The 14,450-nt window shown below is 60.6% G+C and carries 16 protein-coding genes; 12 read left to right on the top strand and 4 right to left on the bottom strand.

Annotation, left to right across the window (positions count from 1 at the left end; translation table 11 throughout):
• The first annotated feature begins 21 nt into the window (after nt 1-21).
• The 4 genes from moaA to LOY55_RS11500 all read left to right on the top strand — a co-directional run bounded on the left by moaA (nt 22) and on the right by LOY55_RS11500 (nt 4,082).
• Entirely contained in the window at nt 22-1,014 is a 993-nt protein-coding gene (gene moaA, locus LOY55_RS11485) for a GTP 3',8-cyclase MoaA (RefSeq protein WP_109787011.1), read from the top strand.
• A 163-nt stretch (nt 1,015-1,177) separates the two neighbouring features.
• Nucleotides 1,178-3,190 (top strand): ribonucleoside triphosphate reductase, encoded by a 2,013-nt coding sequence (locus LOY55_RS11490; RefSeq protein ID WP_046028059.1) that lies wholly within the window; start codon nt 1,178-1,180, stop codon nt 3,188-3,190.
• Between the two features lie 32 nt (nt 3,191-3,222).
• Nucleotides 3,223-3,390 carry an anaerobic ribonucleoside-triphosphate reductase gene (gene nrdD, locus LOY55_RS11495; RefSeq protein WP_046028058.1) on the top strand — a complete coding sequence of 56 codons (168 nt, stop codon included), beginning with the start codon at nt 3,223-3,225 and terminating at the stop codon, nt 3,388-3,390.
• Nucleotides 3,387-4,082, top strand: a complete 696-nt coding sequence (locus tag LOY55_RS11500; protein WP_223523378.1) for an anaerobic ribonucleoside-triphosphate reductase activating protein — start codon at nt 3,387-3,389, stop codon at nt 4,080-4,082. Before nrdD ends, LOY55_RS11500 begins: the two co-directional genes overlap by 4 nt.
• Before the next feature lie 113 nt (nt 4,083-4,195).
• Here the strand turns inward: LOY55_RS11500 and LOY55_RS11505 are convergent, their stop codons facing one another.
• Genes LOY55_RS11505 through LOY55_RS11520 form a run of 4 tightly spaced genes read right to left on the bottom strand, consistent with a single transcriptional unit; the run spans nt 4,196 to nt 7,348 of the window.
• Nucleotides 4,196-5,575, bottom strand: a complete 1,380-nt coding sequence (locus tag LOY55_RS11505; RefSeq protein WP_223523377.1) for a 4Fe-4S binding protein — start codon at nt 5,573-5,575, stop codon at nt 4,196-4,198.
• The gene (locus tag LOY55_RS11510) at nt 5,563-6,417 is read right to left on the bottom strand and encodes an FTR1 family protein (protein WP_223523375.1); all 855 of its coding nucleotides are present in this window, start codon (nt 6,415-6,417) and stop codon (nt 5,563-5,565) included. The genes LOY55_RS11505 and LOY55_RS11510 overlap by 13 nt, the downstream gene beginning before the upstream one ends.
• Nucleotides 6,418-6,439: 22 nt before the next feature.
• On the bottom strand, nt 6,440-6,817 hold the full coding sequence (locus LOY55_RS11515) for a cupredoxin domain-containing protein (RefSeq protein WP_046028052.1): 378 nt from the start codon (nt 6,815-6,817) through the stop codon (nt 6,440-6,442).
• Nucleotides 6,818-7,348: an iron transporter gene (locus tag LOY55_RS11520; RefSeq protein WP_046028051.1), complete on the bottom strand. Its 531-nt coding sequence runs from the start codon at nt 7,346-7,348 to the stop codon at nt 6,818-6,820. It lies immediately after the preceding gene.
• A 221-nt stretch (nt 7,349-7,569) separates the two neighbouring features.
• Between LOY55_RS11520 and LOY55_RS11525 the strand changes: the two genes are divergently transcribed.
• From LOY55_RS11525 to LOY55_RS11560, 8 genes are all read left to right on the top strand, one after another.
• Nucleotides 7,570-7,803 carry a DUF3079 domain-containing protein gene (locus LOY55_RS11525; protein WP_109787007.1) on the top strand — a complete coding sequence of 78 codons (234 nt, stop codon included), beginning with the start codon at nt 7,570-7,572 and terminating at the stop codon, nt 7,801-7,803.
• Nucleotides 7,804-7,945: 142 nt separating this feature from the next.
• On the top strand, nt 7,946-8,926 hold the full coding sequence (locus LOY55_RS11530) for a quinone oxidoreductase (RefSeq protein ID WP_109787006.1): 981 nt from the start codon (nt 7,946-7,948) through the stop codon (nt 8,924-8,926).
• Between the two features lie 13 nt (nt 8,927-8,939).
• Nucleotides 8,940-9,788, top strand: coding sequence for a TauD/TfdA family dioxygenase (locus tag LOY55_RS11535; RefSeq protein ID WP_077430419.1), 849 nt, complete (start codon nt 8,940-8,942; stop codon nt 9,786-9,788).
• Between the two features lie 81 nt (nt 9,789-9,869).
• The gene (locus LOY55_RS11540; RefSeq protein ID WP_046028046.1) at nt 9,870-10,922 is read left to right on the top strand and encodes a 3-keto-5-aminohexanoate cleavage protein; all 1,053 of its coding nucleotides are present in this window, start codon (nt 9,870-9,872) and stop codon (nt 10,920-10,922) included.
• A gap of 91 nt (nt 10,923-11,013) precedes the next feature.
• Nucleotides 11,014-12,348 (top strand): MFS transporter, encoded by a 1,335-nt coding sequence (locus LOY55_RS11545; RefSeq protein WP_077430418.1) that lies wholly within the window; start codon nt 11,014-11,016, stop codon nt 12,346-12,348.
• Complete coding sequence (locus tag LOY55_RS11550) at nt 12,345-13,010, top strand: DsbA family oxidoreductase (protein WP_046028044.1); 666 nt, start codon at nt 12,345-12,347, stop codon at nt 13,008-13,010. The genes LOY55_RS11545 and LOY55_RS11550 overlap by 4 nt, the downstream gene beginning before the upstream one ends.
• Nucleotides 13,007-13,333, top strand: a complete 327-nt coding sequence (locus LOY55_RS11555) for a Rieske 2Fe-2S domain-containing protein (protein ID WP_046028042.1) — start codon at nt 13,007-13,009, stop codon at nt 13,331-13,333. Before LOY55_RS11550 ends, LOY55_RS11555 begins: the two co-directional genes overlap by 4 nt.
• Entirely contained in the window at nt 13,330-14,340 is a 1,011-nt protein-coding gene (locus LOY55_RS11560) for a YeiH family protein (RefSeq protein WP_046028040.1), read from the top strand. The genes LOY55_RS11555 and LOY55_RS11560 overlap by 4 nt, the downstream gene beginning before the upstream one ends.
• Nucleotides 14,341-14,450: the final 110 nt, after the last annotated feature.

Raw genomic sequence — 14,450 nt, forward strand, 5'->3', positions numbered from 1 at the left:
TGTGTGATCAAGGGGAATGTGATGGGCACGCTGATGCAGGATGGGTTTGGACGGCAGATCGACTATTTGCGGATGTCGGTGACGGACCGTTGTGATTTTCGCTGTGTGTATTGCATGGCTAAAAACATGACGTTTCTGCCGCGCCAGCAGGTGCTCACCCTGGAGGAGTTGCAGCGCCTGGCGACGCTGTTCGTCGGCCTGGGTGTGCGCAAGATCCGCCTGACAGGGGGCGAACCGTTGATTCGCCCCGGCATCGTCGACCTCTGCCGCCACATTGCCGCCTTGCCGGGTTTGCGCGAGCTGGTGATGACCAGCAATGGTTCACAACTGCAACGTCTGGCCCGGCCGCTGGTAGAGGCCGGCGTCAAGCGGATGAACATCAGCCTCGATAGCCTGGACCCGCAAAAGTTTCTCGCGATCACCCGCAACGGCGATCTCGATCAGGTCCTTGCTGGCATTGAGGCGGCCTGTGGTGCGGGGTTCGAGCGGGTCAAGCTCAACTGCGTGGTGATGAAAGGACGCAACTTCGATGAAGTGCTGCCACTGGTGCAATACGCCATTGATCAGCACATCGATATCAGTTTCATCGAGGAAATGCCGTTGGGCGATGTCGGCCGTGCCCGGGGCGAGTCGTTCTGTTCCAGCGACGAGGTCCGGGCGCTGATTGCCAGCCGTCATCCGCTGCTCGACAGCACGGAAAACAGCGGTGGCCCGGCGCGGTATGTGCGCCTGGCACAGCATCCCGACACCCGGATCGGTTTTATCTCGCCCAACAGCCACAACTTCTGTGGCACCTGCAACCGGGTGCGAATGACCGTTGAAGGGCGGCTGCTGCTGTGCCTTGGACAGGACGATGCGCTGGATTTGCGCGGCTTGTTGCGCCGCTATCCGCTGGACGATCAGCCCTTGATCAACGCGGTGCAACAGGCCTTGCGCCACAAGCCGCTGCGTCACGATTTCAACCCCGAAGGGACGGTGCAGTTGGTGCGATTCATGAACATGAGCGGAGGGTGAAACGAACCGCCAGGCAACGGTTTTAATCAATCGCCTTCGGGCGATTTTTTTTGCCGGTGATTCTTGATGTCGGTCAATTGCAGGAACGTCCATTGTCCGTAGCCTGCACTGCATATTGTGTTTTCAAGCCAATTAAAACCTATATGTAGTGTCTGGAGTTCCAATGCATAGCACGCTGATCAGTGTAGGACGCAACCGGCTGCACAAACGCGATGGCAGTCTGGTTGCCTTCGATGCGGACAAGATCCGCCAGGCGTTGATTGCCGCGGGCAAGGCCACGGGCGAATACACCGAGGTCGAAGCCGAGGGGCTGCTCAAGGCGGTACTGGCCCAGCTGGAAGGACAGGCTCGACTGCATGTCGAGCAGATCCAGGATCGGGTTGAACGGGTGTTGATGGACGCCGGTTTTTTCTTCGCCATGCGCGCCTACATCGTCTATCGCGAGCAGCACGGCCGTCTGCGCCGCGACCGCAAGACGATGGTCGAGGTGGCGACTTCGATGAACGAGTACCTGGACCGTGAGGATTGGCGGGTGCAAGCCAACGCCAACCAGGGGTATTCACTGGGTGGGCTGGTGCTCAATGTGTCGGGCAAGGTCACCGCCAATTACTGGCTGGACGAGGTGTACAACGAGGCCATCGGCCAGGCCCACCGCGAGGCGGATCTGCATGTGCACGACCTCGATATGCTGGCCGGTTACTGCGCGGGCTGGTCGCTGCGCACGCTGTTGCACGAAGGCCTTAATGGCGTGCCCGGGCGGGTCGAAGCCGGTCCGCCGAAGCACTTGAGCAGTGCCTTGGGGCAGATGGTGAATTTCCTGGGCACCCTGCAAAACGAATGGGCCGGCGCCCAGGCGTTCAGTTCGTTCGACACCTACCTGGCGCCCTACGTGCGCAAGGACGGGTTGAGCTTTCAACAAGTGCGACAGGCGATTCAGGAGTTCATCTACAACCTGAACGTGCCCTCGCGCTGGGGCACCCAGACGCCCTTTACCAACCTGACGTTTGACTGGGTGTGCCCGGAAGATTTGCGCGAGCAGATCCCGGTGATCGGCGGCGAAGAAATGCCCTTTGCCTACGGTGACCTGCAGGTGGAAATGGACTTGCTCAACCGCGCCTACATCGAGGTGATGCAGGCGGGTGACGCCAAGGGAAGGGTGTTCACCTTTCCGATCCCGACCTACAACATCACCCATGATTTTCCCTGGGACAGCGAAAACGCTGACCGACTGTTCGAGATGACCGCCCGTTACGGGCTGCCGTATTTCCAGAACTTCCTCAATTCGGACATGCAGCCCAATCAAGTGCGATCGATGTGTTGTCGTTTGCAACTGGATGTCCGCGAGTTGCTCAAGCGCGGCGGTGGCTTGTTCGGCTCGGCCGAGCAAACCGGATCGCTGGGCGTGGTGACCATCAATTGCGCACGCCTGGGTTACCTGTTCAAAGGCAACGCCAGCGCTTTGCTGCAGCGGCTGGACAGGTTGATGGAGCTGGCGATGGAGAGCCTGGAGGTCAAGCGCAAGGTGATCCAGCACCATATGGACGCCGGTTTGTACCCTTACACCAAGCGCTACCTGGGAACCCTGCGCAATCACTTTTCCACCATCGGCCTTAATGGCCTGCATGAAATGCTGCGCAACTTCAGCGGTGATGAGCAGGGTATGCACACCGAACAGGGGCGCACGTTTGCCTTGCAACTGCTGGACCATGTGCGCGCGACCCTGGTGCGTTTCCAGGAAGAAACCGGCCATCTCTACAACCTCGAAGCGACCCCGGCCGAAGGCACCACTTACCGTTTTGCCAAGGAAGACCTCAAGCGTTACCCCGACATTCTCCAGGCCGGCAGCCGCGAGGCGCCGTATTACACCAACTCCTCGCAACTGCCGGCGGGCTTTACCGACGACCCCTTCGAAGCCCTGGAGTTGCAGGATGAACTGCAATGCAAATACACCGGCGGCACGGTGTTGCACTTGTACATGGCCGAGCGGATTTCCTCGGCCAAGGCCTGTAAGCAATTGGTGCGTAAAGCGCTCGGGCGCTTCCGCCTGCCGTACCTGACGGTGACCCCGACGTTCTCCATTTGCCCGGTCCACGGCTACCTCGATGGCGAACACGAGTTCTGCCCCAAATGCGACGAAGCCTTGTTGCGCAAGCAACACTTGAGCACGACCCATTGATTTCGTTTCACTCAACCGCAAGGAGCTACACCATGAATGCACTGCACACATTGCCCCAAGCCCAACGTCAACGTTGTGAAGTCTGGACCCGTGTGATGGGCTATCACCGCCCGGTCTCGGCGTTCAATCCGGGTAAACAGTCCGAGCACCGCGAGCGAGTCCACTTCACCGAATGCGCGGCCTCGGCCGATCGCCAATGAGTCGAACGCTCAGGGTCGGGGGCATGGTGCCCCTGACCACGCTCGACTATCCGGGCATGCTGGCCTGCGTATTGTTCTGCCAGGGTTGTGCCTGGCGTTGTCGTTACTGCCATAACCCGCAATTGATCCCGCCTCGCGGCAGCGAGGAGGTGGATTGGAGCCGGGTGTTGGCGTTTCTGCAGCGCCGTGAGGACCTGCTCGATGCCGTGGTGTTCAGCGGTGGCGAACCCACGTTGCAGGATGGATTGCTGGCGGCCATGGATACCGTGCGCGCGATGGGTTTTCGTATCGGCCTGCACAGTGCCGGGATCAAGCCGGACGCGTTTGCCAGGGCCGTGGCCTGTGCCGATTGGGTCGGTTTTGACGTCAAGGCGCTGGCCGAGGATTGCCTGGCGGTCACCGGTGTCCGGGGCAGTGGCGTGGCCAACTGGAAAAGTCTGGAGCATCTGCTGGCCAGTGGCGTCGACTATGAGTGTCGCACCACGGTGCATTGGCACTTGCTCTCTCCCACCCGGCTGTTGACCCTCGCCCGACGTTTGAGCGAGCGCGGGGTCAAGCGTTTTGCCGTGCAATTGGTCCGGACCGAACGAATGCTCGATCCGCGCCTGTCGAGTGTTTCATTGCAGTTTGATCAGGTTGAATTGTGGGCGGCCCTGCGTGAGCTGTTTCCAGAATTCGTGTTGCGCGGTTAGTGATCGTTCCCACGCTCTGCGTGGGAATGCCTCAAGGGACGCTCTGCGTCCAGTGACGCGGAGCGTCACGGGCTGCATTCCCACGCAGAGCGTGGGAACGATCTGGAGGGGCCTCAGTTCCAGCCCCAGAATTGCAACCACCAGCCAAACCCCACCCATGCGTTTGCCAGCAGCAGGCAAACACCTGCGCCGCCGCGTCGAGGCAGGGTAATGCCCTGGCGGGCCATGCGTTTCCAGCCCAGGAACAGACACCAGCCGATGGCGCCCAGCAGTAAACAGGCCCTGGCCGGTTGTACCCATTCCAGCAGCAAGCCTTCATAGCGCAACAACTTCACGGTGGTCGCCGACAGCCCGAGAAACAGTCCGGCCGCGCCCAAGGGGGTGAGTGTCAGGCTCAAGGGCAAGTACAGCGCCGGGTCACCGGCCAGACGGGCCGCCGCCCGCAGCAGGATCAGCAAACCACCCCCCAACACCAATGCGCTGGCCGTCAGGTACAGAACGATGCTGAAACCGTCGAGCCAGCTGAAACTGTCATTGAGTGCGGGGTAGTGGGTCAACAGCCACCAGGGTGCGTTGTCCTGCAAGGGCCAGAGCAGGTCGTGCCCGATCAGCCATTGCGCGAGGGACTGCTTGAGGGCGATGAACCAGGGGCTGACGGTCCATTGAAACGCCCCCATCGCCAGCCCGATCACGCCGAACAGCAACAAACGCGCATCCCACGGCGACAGGGTGCGTGCCGTCGCGTGGAGGATTTCATGATGGCTGGAACGGGCGATCAATTGCACTGCGTCACGTTGCCCGCTGCAACGTCCGCAGGCATGACAGTCGCTGGCGCCTTGCAGGCGGCGGATGTCCAGCAAGGGCGCGCAATTGGGTGGGGGAAGGCGAGGGCCGGCGTTGTCTTTCCAGCGCTGTTCATCGACTTGAAAGTGCACCGGGGCCAGGCGCGCAAGCAGGGAAAAGACGCCGCTGACCGGGCACAGGTAACGACACCAGACTCGTTTGCCCCTGGCAAACAGCAGGCCGACACCGACGGCGGCGACCGTTGAACCACCCAAAATCAGCAGGGCGGCCTGGGCGTAGTCATACACGCTGATCAGTTGCCCGTAGAGGGTGGTCAGGCAGAACGCCAGGGTTGGCCAGCCGCCCCAGCGCACCCAGCGCGGCACGCCCAAGCCTTTGCCGTACTGGCTGGCCCACTCGCTCAATGAACCTTCCGGGCACAACACACCGCACCAAACCCGGCCGAACAGCACCATCGACAGCAGCACGAACGGCCACCAGAGACCCCAGAACAAAAACTGTGCGAGCAGGGTCAGGTTGTTGATGATCCGGGCGTGGCTGTCCGGTGTCGGCAATAGCGCCGGCAGCACCAGCAGTACCGCATAGAACACAACAACCAGCCACTGCACCGCGCGAATCACCTTGGCGTGGCGCCGCATGCCATCGCCCAGGCGCTGCAACCAGCGACTGTGCCGACTCAGCCCGGGCATGGGACGGCCTTCGCGGTGCGTTGATGCAACCAGCTGCCGACCGCCAGCCAATAACCGCTCAACACCAGCACCGTCAGGCCGCTGGGGGCTGCGCGGTAACCGGTCAGGCTGGCCAGGAAACTGCCCAGGCCACGGCTGTCATTGAGCACTGAGCGACTGTCCCACAGCGCTTCGCCGATCAGCCCATAGGCCCAGTCCGGCAAATCCATGGCCTGCAACTGGCCGCCGATTCGCTCGGTGCCGCTGACCAGTAACGCTGCACCGAGCAGCAGCAAAACGACTTCGCTGACGGCAAAGTACCGTCGCCACGAAATGAGTCGACGCGTGCTGTGCAGCAACCCGATGGTGAGCCCCGACAGCGCCAGCCCGGCGCCTGCGCCGACGGCAAACAGACCCAGCGCCGGACCTTGCAGGCGGGCACCGGCACCGTACAGAAAAACCACGGTTTCGCTGCCTTCGCGGCTGACGGCGAGCATGGCCAGGAGCATCAGCCCCACGCCTCCCTGACGGGCCAGTTGGCTGTCGGCCCGATGGTGCAGGTCTGCCTTGAGCGTGCGTGCGTTGCGGTGCATCCAGCCGACCATTTGCACCATCAGCGCACTGGCCACCAGCGCCAGCGAAGCCTGGAACCACTCGTTGGCAGAACCGCTCATGGCGTCACCGGCAAACAGAATCAGCAACGCCAGCAGGCCCGAGAGCATCAACCCCAGGGTGACGCCCGCCCACACGTAGCGGGTCAGGCGACGGGCTTGTATTTGCTGGCTGGCCCAGGCCTGGAGGATGCCGATCACCAGTAGCGCTTCGACACTTTCACGCCAGACGATGAACATTGATTGATTCATGGACACTCCGTGGTTGAGCCAACTATTTCGCGAGGATGGCGCCTTCGGGCAACTGCGGATTGAAGTCGTCGAAGAACGGGTAACTGCCGGGCTTGAGGGGGTGAATGACAACGAACGTCGTCACCCCCGGTGACAGCACCTTCTCGACCCGCAGTGGCGTGCTTTCGAACTCCGCCGGACCTTCGCCGATGTTCTTCAGGATGATCTTGAAACGTTGTCCGGCCGGCACTTCCAGCAGGGCGGGGATGAAGTGCCCGTCACGCAGGCTCAACTCGATGCTGGGTAGTTGGGCCTGAGCCATGAGCGGCATGACCGAGCAGGCCAGAATCAACCCGGCCAGGCGTCGATGAACCGGGCCCGGGCGCCTCGGTTCAGGCTTCTGGTGTGTGTGGCGGCTCATTCAATAACCACCTTTTTTTCCGATCCCGGCATAGATGAATTCGTAGTGCAGCGCACACTGTTCGAACCAGGGTTCGACGCCGGTTTCCTTGTCGGTATGACGACCCAGGGAGCCATGGCCGCCGGGAGGCAGAAGGGTAAAGGTCAGCCGGTATTTGCCAGGGCCTTGCAACTTCACATTGTCACCATAGTGCGGGCCGTCGTTGGCGACCATGGCGTGAAAATCGCCAGTGATCGGTGGCTCGCTGCCCTGTTTTTGCAGACTGAAAGCCACGTTCAGGTAGGGCACGAAACTGCCTTCCTGAAAGCCCTGGCGATTGTCGGCCGTGGCGCGGATATCGGCTTCCAGGTGGATGTCGGAATCAGCGGTCGCGCGCATCATGCCGGCAGGCGCCATTTCGATCGGTTGCAAGTACACCGCGCCGACTTCCAGCCCCGGGCACAGCTGGGGTTCGCCAATCGGGTATTCCTTGGCGTGGGCTTGGGGGGCGAGCAACAGCAGGGAAAAGGACAGCGCGAGGGAGGTACGCATGAGGGTTTCCAGAAGGGCTGAGAAGTGAGAGCCCGAGTCTAAAAAACCTGAGTGAGAATAATAATGATTATGGTCAATTTTCGTAGCAATAGTCCGGGCGATGCCAGCGCACGCACGAGTAAAAAGGGCAGGGTGACTGAGCGTAATTGACCTGCATCAAGGGCGGTTGAGGCCGGGCGCGGTAGGTTACATACCTACCCTTCGATCATGCGGGTACCGCCATGGCCAAGCCCTTTCCCATCAGCCCAAAACATCCCGAACGTATTTGCTGGGGGTGCGACCGTTATTGTGCGGCGACCGCTCTGGCCTGCGGCAATGGTGCTGACCGCACGATGCATCCGGCCGAGATGATCGGTGACGATTGGTATCTGCATGGCGATTGGGGCATTGAGCTGCCCATCGTCACCGACAAGGCGGTGGACCCAGAGCCCATCGCGCCTGAAAACCCGCAATAGTCGAAACCCCCACCGACCCCTCTGTCATGAAATGAAAAGCCATTGTCGTCTGATGAGAAGCGGTTCATCAGGCGTCATCCTACAGTCCAATCAGCGCAATTCGACGCACAAGCCAACATTGCAGATTGGAGAATAAGAAATCATGGCCAAAGCCGTTCGCTTTTACGAAACCGGTGGTCCCGAAGTCCTTCGTTATGAAGAGGTCGAAGTCGGCGATCCTGGTCCAGGCCAGGTTCGTCTCCGTCATGTAGCCGTTGGCCTGAACTATGCCGACACCTACTTCCGCAACGGCACCTACCCGATTCCTATGCCCAACGGCATGGGTGTTGAAGCTTCCGGTGTGGTCCAGGCCGTCGGGGAAGGCGTGACCAACGTTCAAGTCGGGGATCGCGTCACGTACACCGGTTTTCTCAACACCTTGGGGGCTTACAGCACCGAGCGCCTGATCGCGGCTGCACCGCTGATCAAGTTGCCGGAAACCATCAGCTTCGAAACAGCCGCCGCCATGACCATGCGCGGCCTGACGTCGTCGTACCTGATGCGCCGCATCTACGACTTCAAACCCGGTGACAGCATTTTGCTGCACGCCGCCGCTGGCGGTGTCGGCCTGATCGTTTCGCAGTGGGCCAAGCTGCTCGGCCTGAATGTCATTGGCACTGTGTCCACCGACGTCAAAGGCGAAATCGCCAAGGCCCACGGTTGCGACCATGTGATCAATTACAGCCATGAAGACGTCGCTGCACGCGTTCGTGAATTGACCGACGGCGTGGGCGTCAACGTGGTGTTCGACAGCGTTGGCAAGAACACCTTCGAGGGCTCGCTGGACTCGCTCAAGCGTCGTGGCCTGATGGTGTGTGTCGGTACTGCATCCGGTCCGATTCCGCCGTTCAATCCAGCGCTGCTGGCGATGAAAGGCTCGCTGTACATGACGCGCCCGGCCCTGGCCGACTACATCGCCGACCCGGCGGAAAAAGCCGAGCTGGCCGGCGAATTGTTCGACCACGTTGGCAGCGGTCGGATCAAGATCGAGATCAACCAGCACTACGCCTTGCAAGATGCCGTCCAGGCCCATCGCGACCTGGAGTCACGCAAGACCACCGGCTCTTCGATTTTCGTCATTTAAGGAGTTGCCAGCCATGAAAGTCGAACAATTGAGCTGCAACATCGGCGCCGAACTGATCGGCGTCAACCTCGCTGACGCGGTGCACGACGACGGTCTTTTTGCCGAGATTCGTGCCCAGTTGCTGAAGCATCGGGTGGTGTTCCTGCGCGATCAGGACATCAGCCGTGCCGAACACGTGGCCTTCGCCCGTCGTTTCGGCGAGCTGGAAGATCACCCGGTGGCCGGCAGCGACCCGGATCATCCGGGGCTGGTGCGCATCTACAAAAATCCGGACCAGCCAATGGACCGCTACGAAAACGCCTGGCACACCGACGCCACCTGGCGCGAGGCACCGCCGCTGGGTTGCGTGCTGCGCTGCGTGGAGTGCCCGCCGGTAGGCGGCGACACCATGTGGGCCAACATGGTCGTGGCCTATGAGAACTTGCCGGAAGACGTGAAGCTGAAGATCGCCGACCTGCGTGCCCGGCACAGCATCGAGGCGAGCTTTGGTGCGGCCATGCCGATCGAAAAGCGTCTGGCGCTCAAGGCGATGTACCCGGATGCCGAGCACCCGGTGGTGCGCACTCACCCGGAAACCGGGGAGAAGGTGCTGTTCGTCAACGCCTTCACCACTCACTTCAGCAACTACCACACCCCTGAGAGGGTGCGCTTTGGCCAGGACGCCAACCCTGGCGCCGGCGAGCTGCTGCGCTACCTGATCAGCCAGGCGTACATCCCTGAGTATCAAGTGCGCTGGCGCTGGAAGCCGAACAGCATCGCCATCTGGGACAACCGCAGTACCCAGCATTACGCCGTCATGGATTACCCGCCGTGCCATCGCAAGATGGAACGCGCCGGGATTATCGGTGACAAGACGTTCTGATCGAAGACCCACATTCATATTTGTAGACACGCCTGCCAGGCATGACCGGCAGGCGGACAATCATAAAAACTGGAGTTACTCATGCAATTTCTCGACGATTCGCTGCACCCGGAAAACATGGAAAAAGTGGTCATCACCGTGGCCCCGTACGGCCCTGAGTGGATGCCGGAAGACTTCCCGGAAGACATCCCGCTGACCATGGACGAACAAGTCCAGAAAGCGGTCGAGTGCTATGAAGCCGGTGCCACGGTTCTGCACCTGCACGTGCGTGAACTGGACGGCAAGGGCTCCAAGCGTCTGTCCAAGTTCAACGAATTGATTGCCGGCGTACGCGAAGCGGTGCCGGACATGATCATCCAGGTCGGCGGTTCGATTTCGTTCGCCCCTGAAAGCGATGGCGAAGCCGCCAAATGGCTGTCTGACGATACCCGTCACATGCTGGCCGAGCTGACGCCAAAACCGGATCAGGTCACGGTGGCGATCAACACCACCCAGATGAACATCATGGAATTGCTGTACCCGGAATACCTGGAAGGTACTTCCCTGGCCAACCCTGCCTATCAGGCTGCCTACAGCGAAATGACCGTGCCGGCCGGCCCAGCCTGGGTTATCGAGCACCTTAAGCGTCTGATGGACAATGACATCCAGCCGCACTTCCAGCTGACCGGCATGCACGCTCTGGAAACTCTGCAGCGTCTGGTGCGCAAGGGCCTTTACAAAGGTCCATTGAACCTGACCTGGATCGGCATCGGCGGCGGTTTCGACGGTCCTAATCCGTTCAACTTCTTCAACTTCATCCACCGCGTACCGGACGGCTGCACCCTGACGTCCGAGTCGCTGCTCAAGAACGTGCTGCCGTTCAATACCATGGCGATGGCCATGGGCATGCATCCGCGCGTTGGCAACGAAGACACTATCATTGATCACAAGGGCGAGCGTTTTGGTTCGGTCGCACAGATCAAGCAAACCGTGCGCATCGCTCATGAGCTGGGTCGCGAAATCGCTACCGGCAAAGAAGCCCGTGAGATTTATCGCATCGGCGTGAAGTACGACACTATCGAAGAAACCCTGTTGGCCAACGGCATGGCCCCCAACCGCAAGGCTGGGCAAAAAGGTGTGCCGCAACGCGGCTGACCGACAGCGGGAGCGGGGGGCCTTGGCCTCCCGCTCGCTGCAGTGAAATACGCTCGATAACAAAAATAATAGAAAGTTTCGAGGAGGCTGCATGGCCTTTCACCCAATCGCCGATGGCGATGACGACACCAGTGGTGTCGGCGTTGCGCGCAAATATGCCTGGATCGTCTTCGCACTGACGTTCGGCTTGTTGATTTCCGATTACATGTCACGCCAAGTGCTGAACGCAGTATTCCCGATGCTCAAGGGCGAGTGGGCCTTGACTGACGGCCAGCTCGGTTTGCTCAGCGGCATTGTTGCCTTGATGGTCGGCCTGCTGACCTTTCCTTTGTCGTTGATGGCTGACCGCTTCGGACGCGTTAAAAGTCTGGCGCTGATGGCGCTGTTGTGGAGTATCGCCACGCTGGGTTGCGCGTTGGCGCAGGACTACCAGCAAATGTTTATCGCCCGCTTCATGGTGGGTGTAGGTGAGGCCGCCTATGGCAGCGTCGGTATTGCCGTGGTGATTTCGGTGTTTCCGAAACACATGCGCGCAACGCTGGCCAGTGCCTTTATGGCGGGCGGTATGTTCGGTTCGGTGTTGGGCATGGCTTTGGGCGGCGCTATTGCGGCCAAGCTGGGCTGGCGCTGGTCGTTTGCCGGCATGGCCTTGTTTGGTCTGCTGCTGGCGGTGCTTTACCCGATCATCGTCAAGGAAGCGCGCATCGCCCCCCAGCGTGCCGTACAAGCCGGCAAAAAAGTCAGCGCGGTGGTCAAGCGTCCTCTGCGCACGTTGTGTTCCAGCCCTTCGGTGATTGCGGCTTACATCGGCAGTGGCTTGCAGCTGTTCGTCGGCGGCACCGTGATCGTATGGATGCCCAGCTACCTCAACCGTTACTACGACATGCCGACCGACAAGGCTGGCGGCATGGCGGCAATTATTGTCCTGTGCAGCGGCGCCGGGATGATCCTGTGCGGCATGCTCAGCGATCGCATGTGCCGCCAGTCGGCGGAGCGCAAGGTCGCGCTGGCCATCGCCTATTGCCTGGGCAGTTGCCTGCTGTTGTCCGCGGCATTCGCCTTGCCGCCGGGGCCTGCGCAATTGCTGTTGATTTGCCTGGGCATGTTGATTGCTGCCGGTACGACCGGGCCTGCCGGTGCAATGGTTGCCAACCTGACCCATTACTCGGTCCACGGTACAGCGTTTGCCACGCTCACCCTGGCCAACAACTTGCTCGGCCTGGCGCCGGGGCCGTTCATCACCGGCAAGGTGTCCGACATGATTGGCTTGCAGGGGGCGTTCCAGTTGGTGCCGCTGGTGAGCATCGCGGCAGCGGCCGTGTTCTTTTTTGCCAAGTGCCATTACCAAAAAGACATTGCCCGGTTGGCGGGTGAGCAGGTCAACGATTCAGTGAGTAACAAAGCGGTGTTAGAGGTGAAGGTGTGAGTGGTCGTTTACGTATAGATGTGTTTTTCGATTTCATCTGCCCATGGTGTTTGATCGGAAAGCGCCAACTGGAACGCGCACAGGAGTTGCTGCGCTTGCAGCACCCCGACGTGCTGATTACCACCGTGTGGCATGGGGTGCAGTTGCTGCCTCATCTGCCGGTACAGGGTGAGCCGTTCGCACAGTTCTACCTCAACCGTCTGGGCAGTGCCGAAGCCGTAGCAATGCGTCAGGCCCAGGTGAAACAGGCCGCGAACTCGGTAGGGGTGGCGATCGATTTGGGTCGCATTGCCACGATGCCCAACACGGCAGATGCCCATCGTCTGCTGGCGCATGCCAACACACGGGGGAGCAGGGCCCAGCGCGATCTGTTGCTTGAACGTCTGTTCGCCGCGTACTTCCAGAACGGCGAAGACCTGGGTTGCCGCGAGACCTTGATCGCTATCGCCCAGTCGTGTGGTTACGACGCTGACGCGGTAAAGAATTACCTGCAAGACGAATCCGGTCCCTTTGTCGGTAATGAAGTGGGGGGCTCCAGCGGTGTGCCGAGCTTTCAGTTCGACCGCCGGATAACCATGGTCGGCGCGCAGCCGCCCGAGGCGCTGCTTGGCGCCATGATCGACGCCTTGCACGAAAGCCAGCGCGAGCGGTCACCGTCATGACCATTCGTGTCCCCGTACCTGCGGGAAAACTGCCGCAGGCGGGTGGTCGTGCGCTGTTCGAATTCGATAGCAAAAGCCTGGCGTTATTCAACGTCGAGGGCGAGTTGTTTGCCATCGATGACAGTTGCCCGCATCAGGGCGCCTCGCTGTGTGGCGGGCGTCTCGATGGCCGGGTGATCCAATGCTGTGCCCATGGCCTGCGCTTCGATCTGCGCAGTGGCTACCTGCTTAATTCCACCGCGCTCAAGGTCAACAACTACCCGGTCGAAGTCATCGACGGCCAGGCTTTTATCGTCATCGTTTCTGAGGAGTCCGCGCCATGAGCGCCATCGCTCTCACCCGTATCCATAGCCGAACACGCGAACTGGCCCCGGGGTTTATCGTTAGTCTGATCGTGGCGGCAGCCGCTTCGTTTTTGTCCGAGCACTACGGTGCACCGGTGATGCTGTTTGCCTTGCTGCTGGGCATGGCGCTGAATTTCCTCGCCGGTGAAGGCGTGTGCAAAGCGGGTATCGAATTTACCGCGCGCACCGTGTTGCGCATCGGCGTGGCCCTGCTGGGTATGCGCATTACCCTTGAGCAGATTGCCGGGCTGGGCTGGAAGCCTGTAGCGCTGGTGGTGACTCTGGTGGTGGTGACCATTGGCGTTTCGGTGATCGCGGCCAAGCTGCTGGGATTCCAGCGTTTGTTCGGCATGCTCACCGGTGGCGCGACGGCGATTTGCGGCGCTTCGGCTGCGTTGGCGCTGGCGGCGGCTTTGCCCAATCATCCGCAGAAGGAACGCGCCACACTGTTTACCGTCATTGGTGTGTCGGCCCTGTCGACCATGGCAATGATTGTTTATCCAATGATTGCCAACTGGTTTTCATTGTCACCGCAAATGGCGGGTATTTTCCTCGGCGCCACCATCCACGATGTGGCCCAGGTGGTCGGTGCCGGTTACAGCATGTCGACCGAAACGGGCGATACGGCCACGGTGGTCAAGCTGATGCGGGTTGCGATGCTCCTGCCGGTGATCGTCTGTGCGGCCATGGTAACGCGCATGCAGGGCGTCGAAACCGGAGGCAAGCGACCGCCTCTGCTGCCGTGGTTCGCCGTCGGTTTTCTGCTGCTGGCTTGCATCAACAGCACAGGCTGGGTGGTCCCAGCCGTGCAAGGCACGGTCAATGAACTGTCGCGCTGGTGCCTGGTGGTGTCCATCAGTGCCCTGGGCATGAAGACTCAGCTCAAGGAACTGGCCGCCGTCGGCATCAAGCCCATCCTCCTGATGATAGGGGAGACGGTGTTCCTCGTTGTCCTGGTGCTGCTGTTGCTGCGCTGGGGGTTCTGAGCCCGGTCTGAATCCGTTTTATGGCAGGGCCGCATTGCGTTTGACTCCTCAGCGCTTTGCGGTTCTCGGTCGGTGTCACAAACATCGGCTTTTGGCGGCGACTGTACAGC

It is taken from the genome of Pseudomonas sp. B21-040 (assembly GCF_024748695.1).
Lineage (GTDB): Bacteria > Pseudomonadota > Gammaproteobacteria > Pseudomonadales > Pseudomonadaceae > Aquipseudomonas.